We start from the raw sequence: 26,664 nt of genomic DNA, 5'->3' as shown, positions 1-26,664 counted from the left end.
ACCTCCAGCTCGCGGCCGACGGGACCAGGGAGCCGCCCGGGACCCGGCAGGACGGGCGGCGGCCCGGCAGACCGACAGGCGGCGTGACCTACCAGCCCGAACGTAGGCCCAGGGCGCTGTGCTGCACGTACGCGGCGGGGACATCCGCGTTCCCCGACCCCTGGCGGGTCAACTCCACCAGTCCCTGGCAGACCTTCCACGACGGTACCGCGGTCACGTCCAACAGCTTCGTCAACGCCTGGAACTGGAAGAACGGCGGTGTGGTCTGCAAGATGTACAGCACCGCCGAGGCCGCCTATGCCGACCTGCAGTCCGACAACCTGGACGTGCTGGACCAGGTCCCGCCGTCGGCACTGGCCGGCTACCGCAGCGACCTCGGCAGCCGCGCGATCGACGCCCCGCAAGGCGGGATCTCCAGGACTACCCGCTCAACGCCAACTTCCTCTCCGACGTGAGCTCCAGTCCCGCCACGTCCTGGCGGTCAGGCCTTCGCGACGTGCCCCGGCTCGCTCCGGCGGCGACGGGGTCAGTGCGAGCCGGCCCTGGACCGGCGGTGGTAGTCCACCGTGACGACCGCCAGCAGCGGGCCCCAGAGCAGCAGCGGGGCGTAGCAGAGGGTCATGGTCAGGCCGGCCAGGCCGTGTGGTGCCTCCGGGCTGCCCATGGCGTCCGGGCCGTACCATCCGCCGAAGCCGGCGGCGAAGGTGATGGCGGTGACGGCGAGTGCGCCGAGTCCGGCCGGGATCACGGCGGCGCGTGGATGGACTCGGCGGCCGCCGATCAGCGGCAGCCAGCGGGGGGTGACCCGGCCCCAGGGGCGGACGAGGCCCAGCGAGAGGAAGGCCAGCGTCTCGGCGAGCGCGCTCAGGGCGAGCACGTAGAGGGTGCCCCAGCCCGGCATGTGAGCCGTCATCTGCTGTTCCGTCGCGCCGGAGAAGCCGACCGGGACGCCGACGCCCAGGGCGATCCGCCAGAGCCCGGACGGGACGGCGGTCAACGCCGCGACCTTGGCCACCCGGACCGCCCACGGTGCGGCGGGCCGGTACGGGAGGGCGGTGGAACCGGCACGGGTGGTGGGGGTGACAGCGGTGTCGAGCATCGGAGTTCCTCTCGTCGTTCGGTGTGCCTCCAGACTCGCGGCGGGCCGGGTACCGGCGGCAGATGCCGATCGGCAGGTCTGCGGGCACCCCGACGCCCCGGTATGTGCCGTTCGGCACAGGCGGATACACCTCTCGGTGCATAGGCTGGCCGCATGATCGGGCAATGGGGGAGCATCGTGCCGGTGCTCGCGGTGACGGCCGCGGTATGGATCAGGAAGCCACGACCGACGGCGACGGCCGGGGCGCTCTCGCTCGCGCTGACCGCCGTCGGGGCGGCATCGGGTGGCTTCGGCGAGGACGGCCCGGCAGGGTTGGTCGGAGTGGTCGAACTGGTCGGTCTGCTGGCCCTGGTGACGGTCACGGTGCGCACCGGCCGGGGCCGGACGGCCGTCGGGCTCCTGACGGTGGCGCTGCTCTGCTGGCCGCTGCGCTTCGGCGCGCCGGTCGAGGGCTGGCAGCAGGTCGGACTGCTCGGCTTCGGCGCGGTCGGGGCCCTGGGGGCGGCGCTGGTCGGCTTCTACCTCTGGTCGCTGGACGGGCTGCGCCGCCGCGAGGTGGCGGCCGCGCGCCGCGCCGAACAGCTGGAACTCGCCCACGACCTGCACGATTTCGTGGCGCACGACGTGAGCGGCATGCTCGCCCTGGCCCAGGCGGGCGGCTTCCTGGCAGGGCCCCATCCCGAGCTGGCCGAGGTGTTCCGGCGGATCGAGCAGTCCGGCCGGCAGGCGCTCTCCTCGCTGGACCGCACGGTCGCCCTGCTGCACACCCCGGACCAGGACGACGCCGCTCGCCGGTCCCCGCAGCCCGGCCTGGCCGAACTCCCGGCGCTGGCCGAGCGGTTCACCGCCTCCGGCGCCGCCCAGGTCCGGCTCGACCTGCCCGAGCAGCCGCTCGCTCGTGAGGCCGGGGCCACCGTCCATCGGATCGTGGTCGAGGCGCTGACCAATGTCCGACGGCACGCCCCCACCGCCCGGGCGGTCACGGTGTCCGTACGCCGGCTCGACGGGCAACGGCTGGAGTTGACCGTCGCCGACGACGGCAGGGCGGCCGAGAGCCCGACCCGACGCCGGGGCGGACACGGCCTGAGCGCCCTGGCGGCCCGGGTCGAGGCCCTCGGCGGTACGCTCGACGCCGGGCGCACCGGGCAGGGCTGGCTGGTCACCGCGACATTTCCGCTGCCGCCCGAGGGGGCCTCGTGACCATCCGCATCCTGCTGGCCGACGACCACGACGACATCCGCGCCGCCTACCGGATGATCCTGGACGCACAGCCCGACCTGACCGTGATCGCGGAGGCCGCCGACGGCCTCGCCGCACTCGAACAGGCCCGCCTGCTGCGACCCGACGTCGTACTGGCGGACATCCGGATGCCGAAACTGGACGGCCTGGAGCTGACCAGGCAACTGGCCGGGCCCGAAGCGGCCGACCCGCTGCGGGTGGTCGTGGTGACCACCTTCGACCTGGACGATTACGTGCACGCCGCGCTCCGGCACGGGGCCGCCGGCTTCCTGCTCAAACGCTCCAGCCCCGCCCTGCTGGTCGAGGCGGTCCGAGCGGCGGTGGCCGGCGACACCCTGATCAGCCCGCAGATCACCGTCCGGCTGCTGCGCCAACTCGCCACCCCCGCAGCGGTCTCGTCGCCCGCCGGGCCGGCCGAGCCGCTGACCCCCAGGGAGAGCGAGATCGCCGAACTGGTCTCGGGCGGGGCGACCAATGCGGAGATCGCCGCGCGGTTGTTCATCTCGGCCGGCACGGTCAAGAACCACCTGGCCACCATCCAACGCAAGCTCGGCGTACGGAACCGGGTCGGCATCGCCGCCTCGGTCTGGGGTGAACGCCGATAGCGGGACGGCCGACAGGACGAACCGCAGGCGGCGAGCGATCCGAACTCCGCCGGTGCGCTCGGGCCGCCCGCACGAGCGTCGTCCCGCCGGACGACGGCAGTCAGAGCGGGCAGGTCGGCCTCACCCATGCCGACGACACCCCCGCCCAGGCCGCCCACCCGGTCTTCCAGCACTTCCTGATCCTGGGGCGGGGTACCCCACACCAGCCGCAGCAGGCCCTACCCCAGGGTGCGAGCCCGTTCGACCACCTCGGCCGGGGCCTTGGCCACCGAGCCGGTGTCGAACGGGGGCTGCGGGTCGTACTCGGTGTAGAGCTGGATCGCCCGGGCGGTGGTCTCGTCGCTGAGCAGGCCGGCCAGCCGGATCGCCATGTCGATACCCGAGGACACCCCGGCCGAGGTGATGATCCGGTCCCGGCGGACGACCCGTTCGGGGGTGTAGACGGCGCCGTACGCCTCCAGTTCGGCGACCGCGCCCCAGTGGGTGGTGGCGCTCAGACCGTTCAGCAGACCGGCCGCCCCGAGCACCAGGGCGCCGGTGCAGACCGAGGTGGTGAAGCGGGTACCGGCGTGGACGCGGCGCACCCAGTCGAGGAAGTCGGGGTCGCCTGCCACGGTCCGGGCGCCCCTCCCCCCGGGGATCAGCAGGACGTCGCAGTGTTCCACCTCGGAGTACCTGGTCGGGACGTGCACCGGCAGTGCGCCCAGCACGTCCTGCACCAGACCGGGCTCAGGGGTGACGAAGCGCACGGTGGCGCCGGGCACATGAGCCAGGATCTCGTACGGTCCGATCGCGTCGAGCGGCTCGAAGCGGTCGAAGAGCGGGATCACGATGTCCATGTGGCGCATCGTAGCCAGTAGACGTCGAGGCTGGGCGCGGAGGCGACCGCGGCGCGGAAGGCGGACGACCGTTCGTCGATCAGTCGTAGCAGGCCGGCGAACTCAAGTGGCGTGGTCACAGGGACTATCTGTCACTGTGTTCCGGTATCCGGACAGTGATTTCCCCAGCAGCCGCGGGGGCGCGCGGCCGGGCCGCGCGCCCCGGACTCACCGTCCTCATGCTGAAACGATCAGGCACTCACGCCCGCCGGCCCGCCGCACCGCCGGCCGGTCCGGGGCCCGCCACCGGGCCGAGGGCGGTGCTAACGCGGCGGGATGGGGCGGTCGTAGACGTTGTCCGGGGTGACGATCTCGGTGATCGCCCGGGCGAGCAGCGTGCTCGGCTCCTGTCCCTGGGCCCGGACGTCCGTGTTGATCAGGAGCACCAGGGTGGCCTTCTGCGCGGGCAGATGGACGGTCACGCTCTCGTAGCCCGGCAGCGAGCCGTTGTGTCCGATCCATCCGCCGGTCTCGAAGATCCCGAGGCCGTAGCTCGTGCCCGGGAACCCGGTCGGCAGGGTCTTGAGCCGCTCCGCCTGGGTCTCCGGGCTGAGCAGCGTTCCGGTGGCGACGATCTCGGCCCAGCGGCGCAGGTCGGGCAGGTCCGAGATCATCGCTCCGGCCGCCCAGGCCCAACTGGGGTTCCAGTCCGTCGCGTCGGTGATCTCGCCGCTCGGCGTCTCGTCGCTGTAGCCGTGAGCGTGAGGATTCGGGAACTCCGTGCCCCTGGGGAACAGCGTGTGGCGCAGGTGGGCCGGGCGGAGCACCTGCCGGCGGACGAAGTCGGCCAGGCGCAGGCCGCTGACCTTCTCGACCATCAGGCCGAGCAGGACGAGGTTGGAGTTGGAGTACTGGAACACCTCGCCCGGCGCGGAGGTGTTGTCGTGCCGGAAACCGTACGCGAGCAGTTCCTGCGGGGTGAAGGTACGATTCGGATCGCCCTCCAGCGCCTGGATGAAGTCCGGGTCGGACGTGTAGGGGAAGAGGCCGCTGCGCATCTCGGCGAGCTGACGCAGCGTGATTCCCTCCCCGCCGGGCACGCCGTCGACGTAGTCGGAGATCGGGTCGTCCAGCCCGATCCGGTGGTCGTCGACGAGTTCGAGCAGTGCGGTGACCGTGAAGGTCTTGGTCTCGCTGCCGATCCGCATGAAGAGATCGGTGGTCATCGGCTCGCCGGTGGCGGTGTCGGCGACACCGGTGGCGCGGACGTAGCTCCCCCTGCCGGGCAGCCAGAGTCCGGCGATCACGCCGGGGATGCCGGCCTGCCGGCGGACGTCCTCGATGGCCTGGTCCAGCCGGGCGGTCAGCTCGGGGCCCAGCCCGTACGGAGGGCAGTCGTCCTTCGTGTACCGGTCGGCCGCGACGGTGCGGACGGCCGTGGCGGGGGTCGCTGCCACTGGTGCCAGCGCGGTCGCGACGAGCAGTGCCGCGGCGAGCACACGGCGGGAAGGGGTACGTCTCACGTCGGGGCGCTTCTTTCAGGTGGGGGACTCGGATGGCAACGTCACCATCCGGCCCCGGGCGGAGGCCCCCTGCCCGGTCCGCTGTCCGGCGAGTCCACTCGTTCGGAGCCACCCGGTGTCGGGCAGCAGCCGTGGCACGCGGAGGCGTTCGGGGCAGGGGTTCTCCGCGGCCGGTTCCGGCCGGTCTTCCTCAGCGACGTGGCGTCCTTCGACGGCGCCTTCCTCACCGACTCGCGCGGTTTCGCGGTGGCCGGCCGGATCGACACCGTCGGCCTGCCGTTGGACGCGCCGCTGCTGGCGACCGCCCGGCGGCTGCACCGCGAGGCGCCCTGGGACGAGATCTGACCGGCGCGCCTGATCGGGGGAGCGGCCCGCCGTTCCTCCTCACCATCGATGTCCTCCCGTACCAGGAGATACCGGATCGCGCAGTCCCGCTCCCACCCCGCATGGTCCTCGGACCGCACGCTTCTCTTGGCGCACTCACCGTGCGGTTCGCTGACGCCGACGCCCTCCGAATATCGCGTGCCTGGAAAGACGTTCCCCGCCAGTCGGGGCCTCGAACTGGAGTGCGTCCGAGCGGTAGGCCTACGCCAACGACCTCGACGAGCCGCGCGCGCTGATCGCCGTCACCGCGAAGTCCAACCGCAGCAAGGCCGACAAGGCCCCCGCCGACTGGCTGCCGACCAACACCGGGTACCGCTGCACCTACCTCGCGGACCGGACCGCGGTGAAGACCCGCTGGGGCCTGACCGTCGACCAGCGTGAAGCCGACGCCCTGCACCGGCTCGCCGCAGACTGCACGGACGAGCCGCTCTCCGTCACCCTCGCCCGCTGACCGCCGCGCCGTACCGCTTCACCCACATCGCGGACCGGACCGCCGTCAAGACGCGCTGGGCCTCCTACTGACCGTTTCCGTGGCGGTTGGGCCGACATCGACCTCATGGCGGCCATCGACAACGCGGGGGTGCTGCCGGCCCCTGACGTTGGTTCAGCCCAAGCCTTCGGTGATCTTCTCGATCGCTGTGTGGCCCGGGTCTTCGGTTCGCAGGGCTCCGAGAGACAGAGCACTCCATAGAAGGCTCTGGAGCCTCCTCAGCTCCCGCTCCACGGCCACGGCCACCACAAGCCACGCCCGGGGGCTGGCGATAACGATCGGCGTCGGCTCTTCACCGCGATACGGCGGGACACTTCACTGGGCACCCGGCTCCACCGTTCATCATCCCCGACCACGAACACCCGTGACCAGGGAAAAGATCCCCGACCGCCCCAGTGAACGGCCACGCCGAGCCACTGAAGACCAAACGCCGATCATCAGCTGAGGTTGTAAGGGCCGGCGTGCTTGGCAGCCGCACCGCCCGGGGGTGGTGGGCGGTGCGGCAACGATCCTCCCACTGGTAGGGGTCAGGTGCAGGTGATGACGGGCTGTGCCCAGTCGGCGTGGTCGTTGGAGTTGCCGTCGCCGTTGTCGGTGACGTGCAGGGTGACTTCCTGGCCGCCGGTGAGGTCGGCCTGCAGTGCCTTGGGTGCGTCGGTGCCGGTGAGGATTCCGCTGTCGGCGATCTTGACGCCGTCGCGCAGGACCTGGAAGACGACGGATCCGTTGTTGCCGACCTCGTCGTCGATGCCGACGGTGGTGGTCAGGGAGGTGCAGGTGCCGCCGAGGTAGTAGGTGATGTCGGAATTGGCGTGGGTGCCGAGGCCCTTGGTGTAGCCGGTGCCGCCGATCTTCATCGGCTTGCCGTCGCCCGCGCCCGATCCGCCGTTGCTGGTGTCACGCTCCACCGGGCCGTAGCCGTTGGTGGGGGCGGAGGTCCAGGTCAGGTCGGAGAGGGCATGGGTGCCGGATGACGGCGGGCAGGAGATCTTGGCGTCGGCCCAGTCGGCGTGGTCGTAGTAGAGGCCGTCACCGCCGTCGGTGACGCGCAGGGTGACCTCCTGGCCGCCGGTGAGGTCGGCCTGCAGGGGCTTGGGTGCGTCGGTGCCGGTGAGGGTGCCGCTGTCGGCGATCTTGACGCCGTCGCGCAGGACCTGGAACGTCACCTTGCCCCTGTTGCCGACCTCGTCGTCCACCCCCACGGTGGTGGTGAGCGAGGTGCAGGTGCCGCCGAGGAAGTAGGTGATGTCGGAGGCGGCGTGGGTGCCGAGGCCCTTGGTGTAGCTGGTGCCGCCGATGGCCAGGGTGCGGCCGTCGGCGGCGCTCTGGCCGCCGTTGCTGAGGTTGCGTTCCACCGGGCCCCAGCCGCCGGCCGCGGAGGACCAGGGGAGTTCGGAGAGTTGGTGGAGGCCGGTGGGGGGTGCCACCCTGGTGGCGGGTGTGACCTTGTACATCACCGTTTCGTGCGGCGCGACGGCGGCACTGATGACGCCGGTGGTCGAGGTGACGGCCTTGGACCACAGGTCCTTGAGCTGGTAGGTGGCGGCGCCGCCGGCGCCGATCGCGTCAGTGGTGGTGGAGATCGTCGCGGCGGTGGTGTTCTCGTTGGTGAGGGTGACGGCCCGGGAGCCGTCGGCGAGGGCCTTGGTCATGACGACCAGGCCGCTGCTGCGGGAGACGACGGTGCCCTGGCGGCCGAGCGGGTCCTGGTCGACGGCGATGACATCCGTGTTCCCGAGGATGTCGAGGTTGGCGGTGGTGGCTTTTGTTGGATCGGTGAGGTCGGTTCCCATGAGCAGTGGGGCGGCCATCTCGGCCCACAGGCTCATGTGGGTGCGGTACTCGGTGGTGGTCATGCCCCCGTTGCCGACCTCCAGCATGTCGGGGTCGTTCCAGGCACCGGGCCGGGCGAAGGCGGCGAGCGGCTGGTTGGCCTTCGCCTTGCCGATCATGCTGTTCCAGTTGTCGTGGATGTCCATGGTGGTGCGCCAGGAGTTGGCGACGGTGGGCCGCCAGGGGTCGACGGGCGTCTGGGGTTCGCGGTGGATGCTGTAAAAGATCGGCCGGCCGGTGGCGTTGAGGGCGTCGCCCATCGCGGTGAACGCCTGTTCGGCGTCGACGCCGTCCTCATCGGCCTTGCACCAGTCGTACTTGAGGTAGTCGACGCCCCAGGAGGCGAAGGCATTCGCGTCCTGGGTCTCGTGGCCGAGGCTGCCCAGTTGACCGGGGTAGCCGTTGTAGATGTTGGCGCAGGAGCGGCTGCCGGGGGTGGTGTAGATGCCGAGCTTGAGGCCCTTGCCGTGCACATAGTCGGCGAGTGCCTTGATGCCGGAGGGGAAACGGACGGGGTCGGCCTGCAGGGCGCCGTCGGTGCCGCGGGTCGCGGCCTGCCAGCAGTCGTCGATGTTGACGTACTGGTAGCCGGCCGTCTGAAGGTCCTTGGACACGATGGCGTCGGCCGCGGCCTTGATCTTGTTCTCGTCGATGCCGCATCCGTAGGCGTTCCAGCTGTTCCACCCCATCTGAGGGGTGCGCCCGAGGTGGTTGTCGAGCGCGGCCGCGGGCGGGGCGGACGCGACCTGGAGGGCTGTGGTGGCCACGAGCGCACTGGCGGCCACGAGGACGGCGGAGGCGGTGGCGGCCAAGCGCCGCCGGACGGTGGAGCGGGAGTCGGTCATGTTCGGTCCGATCGGTGGTGCTTGCGAACGGGTGGGGGAGCCAGGCAGGGGTGACGGCGGATGGGGGAAGCTGCCCGTGCAAGGTCGGGCGTAGCTGGGCCGGTGGAGTCGGCTGCGGATCCGGAAGGCCGGTGGGCGGGTTCACCGACAGGCCCTGCACTTCCAAATCAAACAGAAAACAAACCTGCTTACACAGATTCAAACGAATTCCAACGATGTGACGCACATGAAACCCTGGGTTCACCGGGGAGTCAACGGGTCCGCACGGACTTGCCAGCCGCGTTACCACAACGTCACCGACGCCCACGTCCAGCAGTGCGAAGGGCTTCCGCAAGGACGTGAGCAGAGCTCGGCTCAACCTGCGGAGATCGCGATCGGCGCCCGGCGCAGACCCCGGCGGAGCCGAACCACAGCCGGCGCGAAGGCCGCCAGGCGCAAGCCCCAGAACGCCTGACACGCTGCACTCCCCTCCGCCCCGGACCGCACCAGCGGCCGGGGCCGAAGCGTGCGGCGGCAAGGGCCGTCAGTACGGCCTGGCCGGCGAGGCGGCCGGCACCTGCCGGATGCCCCCACCGACCAGCAGCCACCGGCAGGGCCAAACCCCGACCAACCGAACCGACCACCGCAACCCAGAAGGGACCAGGGGTTGTCGGATTGTCCGCTCGCTCCCAAGGGTGGTCTGACCTGCGGAAACGTCCAGGCCAGACCGAGGGTCGGGTCAATGTAGAGGACAACGCCGGGCCCAGCCTGAACCCGGATGCCCTTGCGGATCTTTTCGGTGACGGCGTGTCCGACGGAGTAGGTGGTCTGGATGCCTCGCTGCCTGAGGGCGCGTAGGTGGGCGAGGAAGGTCTTGGCGCTGCCCGCGCTGTCGGTGCGGATGAGAGGACCGGGGTGCCGTGGCGGTGGGCGTCGGGAATCTGCGCGAGGGCCGCGTCGACGACCGTGATGTGGTCGGCTGCGGTGTTCGCTTCGGCGTTGCCGGGTCGCAGGATGCCGGCCAGGGCCTCGCCGGTGATGTCCAGGAAGCAGAGCATCGGGTGGCTGCCGAAGCCGCGTTTGCAGGTGGCAGCCGCCTCTTCCTTCTCGGAGTGGCAGGTGACCAGGGTGGCGTCGATGTCCAGTACCAGGCCGGGCAGTTGACGTCCTCCGGCGCGGGCCGGCGGTATCCCGTCCGTGGTCTCGGCGGTCTGCAGCCAGGCGACTTCGCGGGCGGCGGCCCGGGCTGCCCGCAGTGCGTTCAGGTTGTTGGTGTCGATGCCCGCCAGGACGCGCCAGGCGGTGGGGGTGGAGGCGACGGGGCCGAACACGTCACGCTGGTCGCGGAGCACGGCCAGGTCCCGGATTGCCTCGCCTCCGTCGGCGAGCATCACCGCCAGGTCCACCGCGACGCGGCCGGGGTCGTGCCCGGTCCCGCGCGGTCGCAGCCCGTGCGGAGCGTCGCTGAAGGCGCTGGTCGGCGAGGTGGCGTCGGCCAGATCCGCCAGCAGACGCGAGCCGGCGTGGCTGACCACCCCGTGCCCGTCGGCGCTGACGACGAGCTTGGGGCGTGACCGGGCAGTGTGCACGCAGAAAGTGCCTTCCCGCTGGTACGACGGAGACCTTGGACAAGTCTCATCGTCCCAGCTCAGAAGGCACTTTCGCGCTTCCGGCCACGATCCGGACGCGACCCCGGATGAAACACGCAGGTTAGCTGGTGGGGTTCAGCGCCCAGGCCTGGGTCTTGAACTTTTGGCTCTGTCCCGTAATCGGTGGTAGCGCTGTGTAGTGGTCACTGGAGGAGGATGCGGTGGCGGAGGAGGGGGAACCCGGCCCGGCCGTGCATCTGCCTCATGATCCGCTTGGTTCGGGTGTTGACGCCCTCGGTGCGGCCGTTGTGGTACGGGAGGGTGAGGCCGGCGTCGACGGCGGCCCGGTCGAGTTCGAGGCCGTTGCAGAAGCTGTGCAGGTGGGGCAGGTCGGTGGCGCGCACGATGGTGATCCAGTCGGTGAGCTTGGCGTCATTGCCTTCGGCCGGGGTCAGCAGCTTTGCGAACTCTCCGGTCAGACGGGCGAGTTCGTTCATCTCCGGGCAGGCTTCGGTGAGTTCCCGCAGCAGTACGGCGTCCTTGTCGCGCAGGTTCTCCGGGCGGGTGAGCAGGAGGCGGGCGAAACGCTGCGGGGTGGTGACCGGCCTGTCGCCCTCGGCGCGGCCCTGGGTGAGGTAGCGGATTAGGAGGTTCGCGCTGCCGGTGTAGCCCAGCTCCTTGATCTCGCGCAGGAGGTGGGTGACGGGCACCGCGGGGTCCTCGCTTCGGCGCCGACGCAGGTGGTCGCGGTAGGGGTCGACGAGGGTGGGCTTGTAGCGGGGTGCGCGGCGCTCTGCGGTGGGCTCCTTCATGCGGGCGTACCGTTTGACGGTGTTCAGGGCGACGTCGAGGCGGCGGGCGCATTCGAGCAGGCCGACGCCCTGGCCGAGCAGGGTGTGGACCTGCTGCCAACGCTCGCGGGTGGTCTGCTCGCGGACGCCCCCGGGACGTGCGGGGTTCACGGTGCTGGCCCAGCAGACGGCGTGGGAGCGGACCTCGGCCAGGACCTTGCCGCACAGGTTGGACCAGAGGTGCCACCTGTCGCTGACCTGCACCGCGTCGGGCAGGGCCTGGCGGATCGCCTCGCCGTAGGAGGCGGAGCCGTCGCGGCAGACGTACTCGGCTCCGGGATGCGCACGCAGCCACGCCACCAGGGTCCGGGTGGTGCGGTCGGGCAGGACGTCGATCCGCTCGCCGGTCTCGGCGTCGATGATCACGGTCGCGTAGCGGGACCGGCGCTTGAGGGCGAAGTCGTCGATACCGAGCACACGCGGGACGCGCAGCAGCGGCACCGCCCGGCACATGAGCATGCGCAGGGCGGTCGAGCGGGAGACCGCGCAGGCCAGTACACGGGAGAGGCGGGCGCCCGCCCGGCCCGCTAACTCCTTCACCACGGAAGCGAGTTGATCAGCCAGGCGACCAGTCCGCCGCTGGTAGCGCTCCACGACGCCGGGAACCTGCTCACGGAACGTCTGCCGCCGGCAGCCGAGCACCGGGCAGACCAAGCGCCGCAACCTCACCGAGACGACGACCCGCCGTCCGTCCACCGGCACGTCCGAGACCCTCCGCCCGTGGAAACCGTGCACCCGCCCTGTCGGCGTCCCGCACGCGGGACACGGCACCGGATCGTCCCGGGTCCGCGCCGACACCCGAATGACCTCGCCCTCGTCCGTCACACCCTCGACGACCAGCGCAGAGAGCCCAGAAAACACCACACGCACAAGCTCGTTGACATCACGCACACCATGCCAACGACAGTCGTCACCGTTGGTTACCACCGATTACGGGACAGAGCCGAACTTTTTACAGACCCCTCCAGGCCGTCGAGCGGGACGCGGTCGTAGAAGTGGAGGACCAGTTCGCTCGCTGCGCCTCGCATCGCCAGGTCGCCCGGCTCCGCGTCGGCGGCGAGGTCGTCGCAGCGGCTGCCGTAGGCGTCGAGGGTCAGGCGCCAGGAGCGGCCCTCGGTCGTGTGCAGGTCGATGGTCGCCGGCTTGAACGGCCAAAGCCAGCAATCCGCAGCCGCCAAGTGGGCGACGACGGAACTGCCCAGATCATGGATGACGCCGGGAAGAGGAGTTCGGCGGGCGAGCAGTGAGCCGCGTCGTTGCCGTCAGTCGTGGCGGGTGCTGGGCGGCGCGAACTTCGGTCCGTGCCGCCCAGTTGTCGCGAAAGGTCCTCGGAGCGGTTCCGGGGAGGGTGCTGTCAGGATTTGGTGATGGAGAAGATGTGCAGGGCCGAGGTGTTCGGCAGGGTGATCGAGGTCAGGCTCTTGCCGGCGGTGATGGTGATCGGCGCGTAGGAGACGACGTAGGGGGTGCCGAACTGGTCGGGTCCCTCGGGGGTGTTGCGGTGCAGTGCGGTGACGGCGGTGCTGTCGCCGAAGGCGGTCGGGTTGCTTGTCTGCCAGTTGGGGAAGCCGAGGGTGGCGGTGCTGCTGGTTCCGTCGCTGTAGTTCAGGGTGATGGTGCCGGAGATGTCGCCGCCGCTTGAAGCTCCGAGGAAGCCCAGGGTGGTGCCGCTGCCGAAGTAGTCGATGGTCTGGCCGGTGGCCGTGATGCTGTCGAACCGGCCCGAGCCGTTGTTCAGCCAGTCGAAGGTCTGGCCGTTGACCGACACATGCCCGCCTGCGACCGCACCGCCGGCGGCGAGCGCGTCGGAGGAGAAGCTGTCGCAGACCCGGTCGAAGCAGCCTGCCGTGGGGGCGTCGTCGTCACTGATCACTGTCGCGTTGAGCGCGGTGCGCCAGGTGGAGAAGTGGCCGGACTGGTTGGGGTGCAGGCGGTACAGGACGGCGCTGGTGGCCGGGACTGTCGCCGAGATGGCGCCGGTGCTGGAGGTGGTCTGCTTGCTCCACAGGTCCTTGAGGGTGAAGTCGGTGGAGGAGGTGCCGATCGCCGCTGCGGTGGTCGAGATGGTTTGGGCTGTCGTCGACTTGTTGAGGAGCAGTACCGCGTAGTCGCCGTTGGCCAGCGGCTTGGAGTAGACGTCGGTGTTGGCGTCGGTGGAGATCTGCTTGCCCTGGGCGCCGAGGCGGTCCTGGTCGACGGCGATGACGTCGGTGTTGCCCGCGTCGGCGACCCTCTCCGGGGTGAAGGCGGCGGTGCCCTCCAGGTTGACGTTCAGCGGCGAGGCCATCACCGCCCACGCGCTGAACTGCGCCTGCTGCTGGGTCCGGGTCATCGAGGTCTTGCCGATCGCCAGCTGGTCGATGTCGTTGAAGTGGCCGGCGCGGGCGAAGGATGCGGAGGCCACGGACTGGGCCATCATGGTCGACACGGACGCCCAGTTGCCGCCGTTGGTGTCGGAGCCGATCCGCCATGCCTGGGACGTCAGACCCGCCCCGGCCACCACCTGCTTGTACAACGGACTGTCGGTGTGCTTGTCGTCCGAGTTGAAGTACGTCGGTGCCGAATTGCTGAGGATCATGCGGGTGCCGTACGTCTTGTTCGCGGCTGCGATCGCGTCGGCAGCGTCCTTGGAGGCGGTGACCGCTGTGTCGGCGTCGTGCTGCGTCTCCAGCAGCAGCCCGGGGGAGGTCTGCTGGTAGGCGTTGCAGTAGTCCATCTTGATGTAGTCCACGCCCATGGACGCGAAGTAGTTCGCGTCCTGGGTGAAGTGGCCCCAGCTGCCCGCGCCGCGGTCGCAGGTGTAGGTGCCGCCGTCGATGTAGATGCCGAACCTCAGGCCCTTGCTGTGCACGTAGTCGATCGTCGACTTGATCCCGTTGGGGTACTTGCTCGGCGAGGTGATGAAGTTGCCGTTCAGATCGCGGCCGTGCTGGCTCGCGGGCACGATCTGGGTGCCGTCCCAGTCCTTCCCGTTGTCCTGGATCATCCAGTCGTCGTCGACCGCGATGATGTTCCAGCCCTTGGCGGCCAGTCCCGAGGAGACGGCGGCGTCCGCGTCCTGCCGCATCAGGGTGTCGTTCGTGTGCTTCCACGTGCCCGGCCGGATGATCATCGTGGGCACCCCGGCCAGAGTGTGGTCGGCGATGTTGCCGGGCGCGGACACCGCGACCGCCGGGCTCGCCGCCACGGCCGTGACGGCGGCCGTGGCAGCCATCACCCCCGCGGTGAGGGACGCGAGGAGCTTGGGGGAACGCATGTGGATCTCCTTGTCGATCTTTCACCGCGGGGTCGGCGCGGCGCGAGGGAGGGGGCCGTGGCCTGGGGTGGAAAGGGCGGAGCGGCGCCGCTGCTCGGGGGTCGCGAGGCGGTCGCTGTCCGGGGAGGGATCACGCGGTTGCGCGGGAATAGCCCGAGGCGCCATCCTGTGATCAGGCTAGATCGAAGTCAAGAGATCGGTACCGTATGAGCGGGCAGATGACTACTTGAGCATCTGGAGTCCGAGTGGTTGGCGTCGTGCCGTACCCGGCCTTCGCGACGAGTGCCATGCCGAGCCCGTCGCGCTTCGGGGCGAGCATGAAGTGCAGGGCCTGCCTTCGGCGGATGACTCCTCGTCAGGCGGGCTGCGGTGGCGCAGCGGATCGCGGTCAATTCGGCGAGCTGAAGACCCGGCAGGTGGGGGACGCCGGAGACGTGGACGAGGAAGGTTCTTCGAGTCGGCAGTTGACGCGCAGTCGTTCCAGTGCGGTCACCTGTTGGCGGGCTGGGTTGCCTCGTACGCGGAGGGTGGTCGCTCAGCAAGCCGCACATCCGGATGGTCGACGCGCGCTCGCGCCGTCGTTCTCGTCGTCAGTGTCCCTGGTGGGCGGCCCAGGTGGCGATATGGGCACGGGAGGTGAAGCCGAGCTTGACGAGGATCTTCTGAACGTGTCCCTCGGCCGTGCGCTGTGAGATGACCAGCGCCGCTGCGATCTCCTTGTTGGACAGTCCCTGCGCCACCAACTCCGCGACCTGTTCCTCACGTGCGGTCAATGGACTGGACTCGGCCTGCGCGGTGCCCGCAGCTGGGGGCGGTGCGGGCTCGTCGCTGGTGAGCGCGTAGTCGACGGCCTCGTCGAAGTCGAAGGAAAGGCCACGTGTCACGCCCGCCTCGTAGAGCGCCTCCCCGAGTTCCGCTCTGATCTGCGCGGTGGCAGCGTCGAGGAGGTCGCGCTCCGCACCCTGGGCGGCGTCGGCGATGCCGAACGCTCGACAGATCCGCTGACGCGCGCCGAGCAGTACGGCACCGCGTGCGGAGTCGTCGGCGGCCACCGTCGAGCACACCAGGAGGATGAGCGCCGTGACCATGCCGATCGAATTGGTGAACTCGCGCGCGATCGCTACGGCCTTCCGCGTGTACCTGATGACCGAGCTGTGCTCACCCGCGCCGAACTCGGCGATGGACCGACCCACCAGCGACCAGCACAGGAAGTAGCGCTCACCGCACTTCGCGCTGCAGCGCTCCGCCTCCTCATGGGCGGTGACCGCCTCGTCGTAGTGCCCGAGCATCGCGTGTGCGATGGTCAGCGTGCAGAGGGCCTCCGCGCGTTCCGGTATTCCGCCGTACTCGGGGATCGCCAGCGCCGCCTGCGTGTGGGCGACCCCGGCGGCGTAGTCGTCGCGGAGCACCGCCAACTGTGCCTCGGTGGCGAGGGTACGAGCGTCAATCAGTGGGTCGTGCAGGTGGCGTGCCAGAGTCCGGCATCCCTGCAGGGCCGCCTCGGCGGCGGCGAAGTCCCGTTGGGTGGAGCAGATCGAGGACAGGGTCCGCTGGGTCATGAAGCGGGCCAGGGTCGGTTCGCTGTCTGTGGCCAGGGCCCGCTCCAGCCACAGCCGCCCCTCGATCAGCTGGCCGCTCCCGTGCCAGTACGGGAGCAGCGCTGCGGTGAACCTCATTCCGGCGTGCTCCTCGCCGGGGGTGGACAGGCAGTACTCCATGGCGGCGCGCAGGTTCGGGTAGTCGCGGCGCAGGCGCCGCGACCATGACAGTTGTTCGGCGCTGTGCCACTGCGTTGCCATCTGCTCGGCCAGGTGGAGGTGCCAGTCGCGGTGGCGGCGGAGCAGTTCGCCCTCCTGGCCCGCTGCGCGCAGTCGGTCGCGTCCGTACTGGGCGAGGGTCTCCAGGAGCCGGTACTGCACTTCTCCCAGGTGTTCCTCGTGAACGAGGATCGACTTGTCCACGAGTCCGGCGACCAGGTCCAGGACCCTCTCGCGTGGCAGGTCCTCGCTGGAGCACACGCCCTCGGCCGCGTCCAGGCCGAACCAGCCGGCGAACACCGAGGACCGGGCCCACAGCAGCCTTTCCTGCGGTGAGCACAGGTCGTGGCTCCAGTCGATCGCCGCCTCCAGGGTGCGGTGGCGGGCGGGTATTGCGCGGTCGAGCGTGCCGACGGAGCCGAGCCGCTCGTCGAATCGCCGCACGAGCTGTCCCGGGGTGAACACCCGTGTCTGGACCGCCGCCAGTTCGATGGCCAGCGGGAGGCCGTCCAACCTGCGGCACAGCCGGGCCACGTCGGGCCAGTCCTCCCTGACCGCGGAGCCTCCACCGACCGCGGCGGCACGCTCCGCGAACAGCACCAGCGCCGGATACCGCGCAGGTGCCGGCGAACTCCGTGCGAGGTCCGTGTCGAGGTCCGGGCCCGAGACGAAGAGCGGGGGTACTTGCCAGACGTACTCACCAGTGACCCACAGCCGCTCGCGGCTGGTCGCCAGAACCCGTACGAGCGGAGCCCGCCGGATCACGGCGTCGATCAGGGCCGCGCACGCGTCGACGATCTGCTCACAGTTGTCGAGGACGAGCAGCATCTGCCGCTCACGCAGGAATTCCGAAATGACCTCCGTCGGATCACGGTCCGACTGGTCGCCGATTCGCAGGGCCCTCAGCACCGAGGATCCGAGCGCCGCCCGGTCCAGCACGGTGGACAGGTCGATGAACCACACACCGTCCGCGAACGCCCGGCGCAGCTCCGTGGCCACCCGAACCGCCAGCCTGGTCTTGCCGACGCCACCGACACCCGCCAGCGTCACCATCCGGGCCTCGGACAGTGCGACCTTGACCGCGTTGACCTCCTGCCGCCGTCCCACAAGGCTCGTCAGCTCGACCGGCAAGTCGGCATCATCCGTGCGGGTCTGCACGCGAGTAGCCATATTCCGGACGATAGGTCGACCCAGGAGATCCGGCAAACGGGTCCCGCTCATCGTCGTCGGAGGCTGAGAGCCGAGACCGTCAGCCCGGCCACGGAGGGTCAGCGATACGGCCGGACGAGTGATGCGCGGAAAGTGGTGCTGTGCCGCCAGCGGTACCGTCGTGAGCGAACGCCGCCCGTGCCCGCGCCGCGGGCAACGACGCCGAACAGCCAGAGCCCCAGCACCACGAGGGCGACCCACCACAGAACGGATGCTGTTGGCGATCCTCACGGGGTGAGTCGCTGACATGCGGCGAAGAACGGGGGCCGGCTCCTACGCGTACGGGTGTGCGGGCTGTCCAGGTGCGTCCGACGAGCTGGACGTGTGTCTTGGCGAGGCTGCGATAGCGGCATTGTCGCAGGCGGTAGGCAACGGGCAACGGGCTTCCATGACCTGCGAAGACGCCGACTTCCCGGCCTTCTCCGGGTTCTCAGGCGACACCCATCACCGGACGAAACCCCCGGAACGGGGCCGGTACGAGATGCGGGAGCTCGTGAACGCCCTCCTGTACCGGAGTGGATCGACTGCCGGCGGGACTACCTTCCGCCGCGCGGCGCGGTGTACTACTGCTTCGCGGAGTGGCCTGACGAGGGCACCGATCAGAGGGTCCATATCGGTGCCGCCGTCCGTGCCGCCCAGCTGTCGCGAAAGGTCCTCGGAGCGGTTCCGGGGACGGTGCTGTCAGGATTTGGTGATGGAGAAGATGTGCAGGGCCGAGGTGTTCGGCAGGGTGATCGAGGTCAGGCTCTTGCCGGCGGTGATGGCGATCGGCGCGTAGGATACCAACCAGTTGGTGTCGTACCTGTCGGGACCGGTCGGGGTGTTGCGGTGCAGTGCGGTGACGGCGGTGCTGTCGCCGAAGGCGGTCGGGTTGCTTGTCTGCCAGTTGGGGAAGCCGAGGGTGGCGGTGCTGCTGGTTCCGTCGCTGTAGTTCAGGGTGATGGTGCCGGAGGTGTCGCCGCCGCTTGAAGCTCCGAGGAAGCCCAGGGTGGTGCCGCTGCCGAAGTAGTCGATGGTCTGGCCGGTGGCCGTGATGCTGTCGAACCGGCCCGAGCCGTTGTTCAGCCAGTCGAAGGTCTGGCCGTTGACCGACACATGCCCGCCTGCGACCGCACCGCCGGCGGCGAGCGCGTCGGAGGAGAAGCTGTCGCAGACCCGGTCGAAGCAGCCTGCCGTGGGGGCGTCGTCGTCACTGATCACTGTCGCGTTGAGCGCGGTGCGCCAGGTGGAGAAGTGGCCGGACTGGTTGGGGTGCAGGCGGTACAGGACGGCGCTGGTGGCCGGGACTGTCGCCGAGATGGCGCCGGTGCTGGAGGTGGTCTGCTTGCTCCACAGGTCCTTGAGGGTGAAGTCGGTGGAGGAGGTGCCGATCGCCGCTGCGGTGGTCGAGATGGTTTGGGCTGTCGTCGACTTGTTGAGGAGCAGTACCGCGTAGTCGCCGTTGGCCAGCGGCTTGGAGTAGACGTCGGTGTTGGCGTCGGTGGAGATCTGCTTGCCCTGGACGCCGAGGCGGTCCTGGTCGACGGCGATGACGTCGGTGTTGCCCGCGTCGGCGACCCTCTCCGGGGTGAAGGCGGCGGTGCCCTCCAGGTTGACGTTCAGCGGCGAGGCCATCACCGCCCACGCGCTGAACTGCGCCTGCTGCTGGGTTTGGGTCATCGAGGTCTTGCCGATCGCCAGCTGGTCGAAGTCGTTGAAGTGGCCGGCGCGGGCGAAGGAGGCCGTAGCCACCCCTTGGGCCAGCGTGGTCTTCATCGTCTCCCAGGTGCCGCCGTTGGTGTCGGCGCTGACCCGCCAGGCCTGGGCGGACAGTGCCGACCCGGCCACCGCCTGCTTGTAGTACGTGCTGCTGGTGTGGTTGTCGTCCGAGTTGAAGTAGGTCGGCACCACCGAGTTGAGGATCATGCGGGTGCCGTACGTCTTGTTCGCCGCCGCGATCGCGTCGGCAGCGCCTTTGTTGGCGGTGACCGCTGTGTCGGCGTCGTGCTGCGTCTCCAGCAGCAGCCCGGGGGAGGTCTTCTGGTAGGCGTTGCAGTAGTCCATCTTGATGTAGTCCACGCCCATGGACGCGAAGTAGTTCGCGTCCTGGGTGAAGTGGCCCCAGCTGCCCGCGGCGCCGTCGCAGGTGTAGGTGCCGCCGTCGATGTAGATGCCGAACCTCAGGCCCTTGCTGTGCACGTAGTCGATCGTCGACTTGATCCCGTTGGGGTACTTGCTCGGCGAGGTGATGAAGTTGCCGTTCAGATCGCGGCCGTGCTGGCTCGCGGGCACGATCTGGGTGCCGTCCCAGTCCTTCCCGTTGTCCTGGATCATCCAGTCGTCGTCGACCGCGATGATGTTCCAGCCCTTGGCGGCCAGTCCCGAGGAGACGGCGGCGTCCGCGTCCTGCCGCATCAGGGTGTCGTTCGTGTGCTTCCACGTGCCCGGCCGGATGATCATCGTGGGCACCCCGGCCAGAGTGTGGTCGGCGATGTTGCCGGGCGCGGACACCGCGACCGCCGGGCTCGCCGCCACGGCCGTGACGGCGGCCGTGGCAGCCATCACCCCCGCGGTGAGGGACGCGAGGAGCTTGGGGGAACGCATGTGGATCTCCTTGTCGATCTTTCACCGCGGGGTCGGCGCGGCGCGAGGGAGGGGGCCGTGGCCTGGGGTGGAAAGGGCGGAGCGGCGCCGCTGCTCGGGGGTCGCGAGGCGGTCACTGTCCGGGGAGGGGATCACGCGGTTGCGCGGGAATAGCCCGAGGCGCCATCCTGTGATCAGGCTAGATCGAAGTCAAGAGATCGGTACCGTATGAGCGGGCAGATGACTACTTGAGCATCTGGAGTCCGAGTGGTTGGCGTCGTGCCGTACCCGGCCTTCGCGACGAGTGCCATGCCGAGCCCGTCGCGCTTCGGGGCGAGCATGAAGTGCAGGGCCTGCCTTCGGCGGATGACTCCTCGTCAGGCGGGCTGCGGTGGCGCAGCGGATCGCGGTCAATTCGGCGAGCTGAAGACCCGGCAGGTGGGGGACGCCGGAGACGTGGACGAGGAAGGCTCTTCGACTCCTCGCGCCGGTCCGCAGCGCTGGTCGTACCGACTACGGAGGCCGGTGACAGGGGCCAGGCCGCATCTCCGAGCGCGGTGGCCGCGTAGGTCCGGCGGTATGGGCAGGTGTGATCCTTCCGCCGGACCACCCAGGTGTCCGTCCTGTCGATCAGATTGCTACGGCCGGTGAAGTCACCGTGGTGAAGCACGGGCGGACCAGGGCGGTGGCGCTCCGCAGCTGCGGCGACACGGAACGCCGGTGTCGGTGCGGGTGCGGTGGACCACCGGAGATCACGGGTTACCGGAGCCTGCCGGTACGACGACCTGATGCCGCGTCATGGGCGCTGCCGGCGGCGGCGAGTGCGGGGTCGTCGGCGAGCAGGACGGCGGTGGCCCCGGCGCGGCTGAGCAGCTGCCGCAGCCGGTGTTGCAGTGGCCCGGGGCCGGTCGCCACGGAGCCGGCGAGGACGACGGGTCCGTGCAGGTGGTCGTCATTCACGTCGCGGGCGATCCGGCACAGGTGATGTGCCGCCAGGTCGATTGCCGCGACTGCTTCCGGGTCGCCCTGTTCGGCCGCCGGACCGAGCAATGGCGCCAGTGTGGACAGGTGTTGTGGTGTGCCCCGGTAGGACCAGCGGAGCAGGCTGCCGTGGTCGTGGCAGCCGGTGCGGGCGAGGACGGCGCCGACCAGCGGGCCGGTGGAGGCGTTGTCCCGCAGTCCGGCCAGGGCCCGGCGCACGGCCTCGCGGCCGAGCCACTGGCCACCGCCCTCGTCGCCGAGCAGCCAGCCGAGGCCGCCGCTCGTCCGGGTCACCACTCCGTGTTCGACCCTGCAGGCGATCGAGCCGGTGCCGGCGATCAGCACCGTGCCGTCGGGGTCGCTGGTCCCGGCGGCGAAGGCGATGACCGCGTCCGAGGTCAGCTGGAGAGGGGTCCCGGGCTGCAGGGCGAAGGCCCTTCGGGCGTCGGCGGCGAAGGCGTCCACGGCGGCGGGGTCGCCGAGGGCGCGGTAGCCGGAGAGGCCGATCAGGCAGTGCGTCACCCGTCCGGGGTCCGCTCCGTCCAGGGCCTGCCGGACGGCGTCGGCCAGCCGGGCCAGTGCGGTGGCGACGCCATGGGAAGCGGGGTTGCCGCCGGGGGCCGTGCCCCGTCCGAGCACCTGACCGTGCTCGTCCAGTGCGACGGCCCTGGTGGTGGTTCCGCCCACGTCGAGGCCGAGGCCGATGCCGGGGCGGGTGAGGGCGCTCACCGGTACTCCGCGGCGGGCCCCGGTCCGGCCAGAGCCCGGACGGCGGCCCACGGGCGGCCGCCGCACGTGGCCAGTGCCTGACGCGCCGTCATTGGGGTGGCCCCGGCGGCCAGGACCACCAGCGCGGTCGGGGTCTCACCGTCGCAGGAGTCGAGTGCGGCCAGCGCCTCCGCGGGGGTCGCCCGGCATGCGGTGGCAAGGGTGCGGGCCGCCCGTTCGCGCAGCTTGGCGTTGCCGGCCGAGGCGGACACCATCAGGTTGGACCAGGTGTGGCCGCTGCGGACCATCAGGGTGGTGGAGAAGGCGTTGAGGGCGAGCTTCTGGGCGGTGCCGGCCTTCATTCGGGTCGATCCGGTGACCACCTCCGGTCCGGTCGCCAGCACGACGTGCAGGTCGGCGAGGCCGGCGAGCGGGGCCGAGGGGTCGCAGCTGATCAGGGCGGTGCTGGTGCCGACCGTGCGGGCGGCGGTCAGCGCGCCGGCCACGTAGGGAGTGCGGCCGCTGGCGGTGACGCCGATGACCAGGTCCGCCGAGGCCAGGTGGGAGGCGGCGAGGTCGGTGTCGGCACCGTGGTCCTCGGCGTCCTCTCTGGCCCGGTACGCGGCGTCGGGCCCTCCGGCCAGGTGCGGGCAGAGGGTTTCGGGGCCGACCCCGTAGGTGGGTTCCAGCTCCAGCGCGTCCCCCAGGGCGATCCGCCCGCCGGCTCCCGCGCCGAAGTAGTGGATGCGGCCACCCCTCTCCAGCGCCGCGAGCCCGGCCTCGACCAGGTCGCCGAGACCGGGCAGGGCGGCGGCCACCGCGGCCGGCACGGTGGCGTCGGCCTCGTTGATCAGGGTGAGGATCTCCATGGTGTTGAGGCGGTCCAGGCCCATGCTGGCGCCGTTGCGCAGCTCGGTGGGCGGCAGGTGGTCCAGGTGTGCTTCTGCGGGCATGGGAGGTCCTGTCGGGTAGGAGAGCCTTCAGCTTCGGGTGCGACCCAGGGTGCGGCTGCGAACCGCGTCGTGGGCCCGCTCCAGATCGTCCACGGCGCGCGGGTGCGAGCGCTGCGCGAGGGTCACGTACAGGCAGTCGAGGGCGGTGAGTTGGGCGCTGCGGGCGGCGGTGCCGCCGCTGCGGAAAGTGGTCTCCCTGGCGGAGGTGGTCAGCATCAGGTCGGCCTTCTCGGCGGCGGGGGAGCGGGGGCTGCTGGTGATCACGGCCGTGACCGCCCCCGAGCGGCGAGCCTCGGTGAGCACGTCCACCACCTCCCTGGACCGTCCCGAGTGGCTGACGGCGATCACCAGGTCGCCCGGGCGCAGCACGGCGGCGCTCATCAGCGCGGCGTGCACATCGCTCCACCATGCGGCGGCGTGGCCGAGCCTGAGCAGTTTGCGGGCGCCGTCCTCGGCGGCCAGCGCGCTGGAGCCGACGCCGAAGAAGTCGATCCTGCGGGCTGCCTGCGCGGCGTCGGCGACGGCGGCGAGGGCGGTCAGGTCGAGCTGGGCGGCGGTCTCCTCGGCCGCGCGGGCGTTGGCGAAGCCGATCTTGCGGACCACCTGGTCCAGCGGCTCGTCGGGGCCGATGTCGGTTCCGAGGTCCAGCACGGCCCGGCCGTCGGCCCGCAACCGTTCGGCCTCGGCGGCCAGGCCGATCCGCAGTTGGGCGTAGCCGCGCAGGTCCAGGCTCCGGCAGAACCGGTGGACGGTCGCCTCCGAGGTGCCGCAGGCTCGGGCGAGCTCGGAGATGGTGCGCTCGGCGGCGGTGCCCGGGTCCTGGAGGACCAGATCGGCGATGCCGCGCTCGGCCCTGGGGAGGCTGTCGTGGAGGGAGCGGATGTGGTTGAGCAGATCGACTGGCACGGGTGGCGATCCCTTCAGTGTGAAACTTATTTTCTTCAGAGAGCGGGACTGCCTGTCAATCCGCCCGCCTGGCCTGGGTTTTCAGTTCACTTGCGGCAATATGACGCAATATTACTTCTCAGTATGAAAGATATTTGCGGAAATTATTGACTGGATCGCGGGCTCGCCAGCACGATGGGCCCAGTCGGAAACCACTGCGGGAAGGAGAGCACGGTGCGTATCGTCGTCCGCCGTCCGCTCCTCCCGGGCGTCCGCTGTTGCGGCTGATTACCCCGCCGCTTCCCCGCTCATCTCTCGTTGACGCCACGTCGCCCTGCCGTGCCATCCCTGCCCGGACCGTTGCGGGCAGTTCCAAGGAGACCGCCATGCCCCGTTCGCCCGGGTCCGCCGTACCCGCTCTCGGCGCGCTGCTCACTCTGACCGCTGTCACCCTCACCGGCTGCGCCTCCAGCGCCGGCGCCAAGACCTCCGCGGTCGATGCGGCGGCAGTCGCGCTGCCCAGCACCGTCCCCGGCGGAACCACGCTCCGGGTGGCCGACCAGAACCTGCTGCTGCAGACCCTGCTGTCGGCCTCGGGTCAGGACAGCAACCTTCCCTACGACATCAGCTGGTCCGCCTTCCAGGGCGGCCCGGCGATCCTGGAGGCCTTCCGGGCCAAGGCCGTCGACGTCGGTTTCGTCGCCGACGCCCCGGTACTGGTGGCCCGGGCCGCCGGCCAGAAGGTGAGGATCGTCGGAGCGGTGCAGGGCAGCACCAGCTCCACCCACCTGTGGACCTCGCCCACCAGCAAGGCCAGGACCCTGGCCGACCTCAAGGGAGCGAAGGTCGCCGTCACCGAGGGCACCACCCTCCAGGTGGCCGTTCTGCAGGCCCTGAAGAACGCGGGCCTCAAGTCCTCGGACGTCACCCTGGCCAAGCTCTCGCCGGTGGACACTCCGCCGGCACTCGGCGCGAACCAGGTGGACGTCGGCGCCCTGACCGAGCCCCTGGTCTCCAAGTACGACGCCGCCTACAGCGGCAAGGGCGCGCACGAGCTCGACGACGACAAGAACCTCACCAGCGGACTGCAGTTCCTGATCGCCCCCGACGCGGTCACCGCGGACCCGGCCAGGAGTGCCGCAGTGGCCGACCTGTCCGCCCGCTTCACCAGGGCCGAGCTGTGGCTGACCGCGCACAAGGACGTCTGGGTGCAGAAGTACTACGTGGAGACCCAGAAGCTCCCCAAGGCCATCGGGGACGCCGTGGTCGCCGACAGCGGCACCGCCACCATTCCCACCTACGCCGCCGCCACGGCCGCGCTGCAGAAGGTCGCCGACCTGCTGGCTGACTACCAGGCGCTGCCCGCCAAGGTCGATGCCGCCGCCGCCTTCGACCAGCGCTTCGACGCCGTGCAGCAGGCCGCCGCGAAGTCGGCGGGCTGAGGGCCGTGACTGCCGCCGTGCGGGGCACCGAACCCCTCGCCGCCACCCCCGTACCCGCCGCCGCAGGCCGGCGGCCGCCCCGGCCGCTGGGCCCGCGCGCCCGGCGGGTTCCCTTCGCCCGCGCCGTGGGGCCGCTGCTGCTGCTGGCGGTGTGGCAGACCGCCTCCGCCGTCGGCTGGCTGGCCCCGGAGACCCTGGCTCCGCCCGGCACGGTCGCCGCAACAGGATGGGACCTGGCCCGCAGCGGGCAACTGGAGCACCACCTGTGGGTCTCCCTGCAACGGGCCGGCATCGGCCTCGTCTTCGGGGTGGCGGCGGCGGTGCTGCTGGCCCTGGCCGCCGGACTGACCCGGATCGGCGAGGCCGTGATCGACGGCACCGCCCAACTGCTGCGGGCCCTCCCGATCCTGGCCCTGGTACCGCTGGCCATCCTGTGGTTCGGCATCGGCGAGGAGGTGAAGATCATCCTGGTGGCGCTGGGCGTCTTCTTCCCCGTCTACGTCAACACCCAGGCGGTCCTGGCCGGGCTCGACCTCAAGTGGGTCGAACTGGCGCAGGCCGTCCGGCTGAACCGCCGTCAGTTCCTGCTGCGGATCGCCCTTCCCGGGGCCGCGCCCGGGTTCTTCACCGGACTGCGACTCTCGGTCACGGTCTCCTGGCTCGTGCTGGTGGTCAGCGAGCAGATCAACGCCTCCAGCGGCATCGGCTACCTCATGACCGAGGCCAGGACCTTCGGCCAGACGGACGTGATCGTCGTCGGCCTGGTGGTCTACGGACTGCTCGGCCTGGTCTCCGACACCCTGGTCAGACTCCTGGAACGAAAGGCACTGCGATGGCGGACCACCCTGGCCTGACGGACGGCCCCGCGACCGACGGCCCCGCGGTCCGACTGCGCGGGCTGACCCGGTCCTTCGCCGGTCGGACCGTCCTCGACGGCATCGACTTCGACCTCCCGGCCGGGCAGTTCACCGCCCTGCTCGGGCACAGCGGCTCCGGCAAGTCCACCCTGCTGCGCGCGGTGGGCCGACTCGACCACGGGGTGGCCGGCTCCGGCAGCATCGACGTGCCCGGGCAGCACGCGGTGGTGTTCCAGGACGCCCGGCTGCTGCCCTGGGCCCGGGTGCTCGACAACGTGCTGCTGGGCCTGCCCGGACGCGAAGCCCGGGCCGCCGGGCGCACCCTGCTCGGCGAGGTTGGCCTGGCAGACAAGGAACGGGCCTGGCCCGGCACCCTGTCCGGCGGCGAGGCCCAACGCGCCGCCTTGGCACGGGCGTTGATCCGCGAGCCGGGCCTGCTGCTGCTGGACGAGCCCTTCGGGGCCCTGGACGCGCTGACCCGGATCCGGATGCACGCCCTGCTGGTCCGGCTGTGCGCGCGACACCGCCCCGCCGTCCTCCTGGTCACCCATGACGTGGACGAGGCACTGGTCCTCGCCGACCGGGTACTGGTGCTGACGGCCGGCCGGATCTCGTTGGACCTGGACCTGCACCAGGAGGGCCTGGATCCCGACCGCACCCGTGGCACCCCGGCCTTCGCCGGGCTGCGCCGCCGCCTGCTGTCCGAACTCGGTGTGCGTGAGCAGGGCACGCTCGCCGAGGCGTGCCACGCCTCCCTTGATGAACGGTCACCTCTTCAGAACAGTGGGAAGTGAGGATT

The 26,664-nt window shown here is 70.6% G+C and carries 20 protein-coding genes and 1 pseudogene; 8 read left to right on the top strand and 13 right to left on the bottom strand.

From position 1 onward, the window contains the following. Positions 1-83 precede the first annotated feature (83 nt). Entirely contained in the window at positions 84-455 is a 372-nt protein-coding gene (locus tag OG689_RS04005; protein ID WP_266327779.1) for a hypothetical protein, read from the top strand. Positions 456-526: 71 nt separating this feature from the next. Here the strand turns inward: OG689_RS04005 and OG689_RS04000 are convergent, their stop codons facing one another. Continuing rightward, complete coding sequence (locus tag OG689_RS04000; protein ID WP_266317778.1) at positions 527-1,099, bottom strand: hypothetical protein; 573 nt, start codon at positions 1,097-1,099, stop codon at positions 527-529. Between the two features lie 153 nt (positions 1,100-1,252). Here OG689_RS04000 and OG689_RS03995 point away from each other — a divergent pair, with 153 nt between their 5' ends. Both OG689_RS03995 and OG689_RS03990 read left to right on the top strand, forming a co-directional pair. Beyond that, positions 1,253-2,299, top strand: coding sequence for an ATP-binding protein (locus tag OG689_RS03995; protein WP_266317776.1), 1,047 nt, complete (start codon positions 1,253-1,255; stop codon positions 2,297-2,299). Next, on the top strand, positions 2,296-2,943 hold the full coding sequence (locus tag OG689_RS03990; protein WP_266317774.1) for a response regulator transcription factor: 648 nt from the start codon (positions 2,296-2,298) through the stop codon (positions 2,941-2,943). Before OG689_RS03995 ends, OG689_RS03990 begins: the two co-directional genes overlap by 4 nt. Positions 2,944-3,161: 218 nt before the next feature. Here the strand turns inward: OG689_RS03990 and OG689_RS03985 are convergent, their stop codons facing one another. The 3 genes from OG689_RS03985 to OG689_RS03975 all read right to left on the bottom strand — a co-directional run bounded on the left by OG689_RS03985 (position 3,162) and on the right by OG689_RS03975 (position 5,284). Next, on the bottom strand, positions 3,162-3,782 hold the full coding sequence (locus tag OG689_RS03985) for a DJ-1/PfpI family protein (protein WP_266317773.1): 621 nt from the start codon (positions 3,780-3,782) through the stop codon (positions 3,162-3,164). Continuing rightward, the gene (locus OG689_RS03980) at positions 3,770-3,901 is read right to left on the bottom strand and encodes a hypothetical protein (protein ID WP_266327777.1); all 132 of its coding nucleotides are present in this window, start codon (positions 3,899-3,901) and stop codon (positions 3,770-3,772) included. Before OG689_RS03980 ends, OG689_RS03985 begins: the two co-directional genes overlap by 13 nt. A gap of 183 nt (positions 3,902-4,084) precedes the next feature. Then, positions 4,085-5,284, bottom strand: coding sequence for a serine hydrolase domain-containing protein (locus OG689_RS03975; protein WP_266317772.1), 1,200 nt, complete (start codon positions 5,282-5,284; stop codon positions 4,085-4,087). A 198-nt stretch (positions 5,285-5,482) separates the two neighbouring features. Here OG689_RS03975 and OG689_RS03970 point away from each other — a divergent pair, with 198 nt between their 5' ends. Both OG689_RS03970 and OG689_RS44740 read left to right on the top strand, forming a co-directional pair. Beyond that, positions 5,483-5,629 carry a hypothetical protein gene (locus tag OG689_RS03970; RefSeq protein ID WP_266317771.1) on the top strand — a complete coding sequence of 49 codons (147 nt, stop codon included), beginning with the start codon at positions 5,483-5,485 and terminating at the stop codon, positions 5,627-5,629. A 271-nt stretch (positions 5,630-5,900) separates the two neighbouring features. After that, a complete protein-coding gene (locus tag OG689_RS44740; protein WP_323189374.1) occupies positions 5,901-6,119 on the top strand; it encodes a DUF1524 domain-containing protein in 219 nt (72 codons plus the stop codon). 566 nt (positions 6,120-6,685) lie between these two features. Here the strand turns inward: OG689_RS44740 and OG689_RS03965 are convergent. The 9 genes and pseudogenes from OG689_RS03965 to OG689_RS03925 form a co-directional block, all read right to left on the bottom strand. Then, positions 6,686-8,836, bottom strand: a complete 2,151-nt coding sequence (locus OG689_RS03965; protein WP_266317770.1) for an NPCBM/NEW2 domain-containing protein — start codon at positions 8,834-8,836, stop codon at positions 6,686-6,688. A 753-nt stretch (positions 8,837-9,589) separates the two neighbouring features. Beyond that, positions 9,590-10,467 (bottom strand): annotated as a pseudogene (locus OG689_RS03960) (transposase); the annotation flags it as partial. 140 nt (positions 10,468-10,607) lie between these two features. Further along, positions 10,608-12,116, bottom strand: coding sequence for an ISL3 family transposase (locus OG689_RS03955; RefSeq protein ID WP_266326850.1), 1,509 nt, complete (start codon positions 12,114-12,116; stop codon positions 10,608-10,610). Positions 12,117-12,609: 493 nt separating this feature from the next. Next, positions 12,610-14,511, bottom strand: coding sequence for a glycoside hydrolase family 27 protein (locus tag OG689_RS03950; RefSeq protein ID WP_266317769.1), 1,902 nt, complete (start codon positions 14,509-14,511; stop codon positions 12,610-12,612). Positions 14,512-15,101: 590 nt separating this feature from the next. After that, positions 15,102-17,438, bottom strand: coding sequence for a LuxR C-terminal-related transcriptional regulator (locus tag OG689_RS03945; RefSeq protein WP_266317768.1), 2,337 nt, complete (start codon positions 17,436-17,438; stop codon positions 15,102-15,104). A gap of 720 nt (positions 17,439-18,158) precedes the next feature. Then, entirely contained in the window at positions 18,159-20,060 is a 1,902-nt protein-coding gene (locus tag OG689_RS03940) for a glycoside hydrolase family 27 protein (protein ID WP_266317767.1), read from the bottom strand. 738 nt (positions 20,061-20,798) lie between these two features. Then, positions 20,799-21,749 carry a BadF/BadG/BcrA/BcrD ATPase family protein gene (locus tag OG689_RS03935; RefSeq protein WP_266317766.1) on the bottom strand — a complete coding sequence of 317 codons (951 nt, stop codon included), beginning with the start codon at positions 21,747-21,749 and terminating at the stop codon, positions 20,799-20,801. Continuing rightward, positions 21,746-22,681, bottom strand: coding sequence for an N-acetylmuramic acid 6-phosphate etherase (locus tag OG689_RS03930; RefSeq protein WP_266317765.1), 936 nt, complete (start codon positions 22,679-22,681; stop codon positions 21,746-21,748). The genes OG689_RS03935 and OG689_RS03930 overlap by 4 nt, the downstream gene beginning before the upstream one ends. A 27-nt stretch (positions 22,682-22,708) precedes the next feature. Further along, a complete protein-coding gene (locus OG689_RS03925) occupies positions 22,709-23,587 on the bottom strand; it encodes a MurR/RpiR family transcriptional regulator (RefSeq protein ID WP_266317764.1) in 879 nt (292 codons plus the stop codon). A gap of 365 nt (positions 23,588-23,952) precedes the next feature. Between OG689_RS03925 and OG689_RS03920 the strand changes: the two genes are divergently transcribed. From OG689_RS03920 to OG689_RS03910, 3 genes are read left to right on the top strand one after another with little or no spacing between them, the layout of a single operon-like run. After that, complete coding sequence (locus tag OG689_RS03920) at positions 23,953-25,008, top strand: ABC transporter substrate-binding protein (protein WP_266317763.1); 1,056 nt, start codon at positions 23,953-23,955, stop codon at positions 25,006-25,008. A 5-nt stretch (positions 25,009-25,013) separates the two neighbouring features. Then, positions 25,014-25,862 carry an ABC transporter permease gene (locus OG689_RS03915; RefSeq protein WP_266317762.1) on the top strand — a complete coding sequence of 283 codons (849 nt, stop codon included), beginning with the start codon at positions 25,014-25,016 and terminating at the stop codon, positions 25,860-25,862. Continuing rightward, positions 25,841-26,659, top strand: a complete 819-nt coding sequence (locus OG689_RS03910) for an ABC transporter ATP-binding protein (RefSeq protein WP_266317761.1) — start codon at positions 25,841-25,843, stop codon at positions 26,657-26,659. Before OG689_RS03915 ends, OG689_RS03910 begins: the two co-directional genes overlap by 22 nt. Positions 26,660-26,664 lie beyond the last annotated feature (5 nt).

This window comes from Kitasatospora sp. NBC_00240, assembly GCF_026342405.1.
Classification (GTDB): domain Bacteria; phylum Actinomycetota; class Actinomycetes; order Streptomycetales; family Streptomycetaceae; genus Kitasatospora.
Note: the sequence above shows the minus strand (reverse complement) of the source record. Positions and strands in the feature narration are given on the sequence as shown.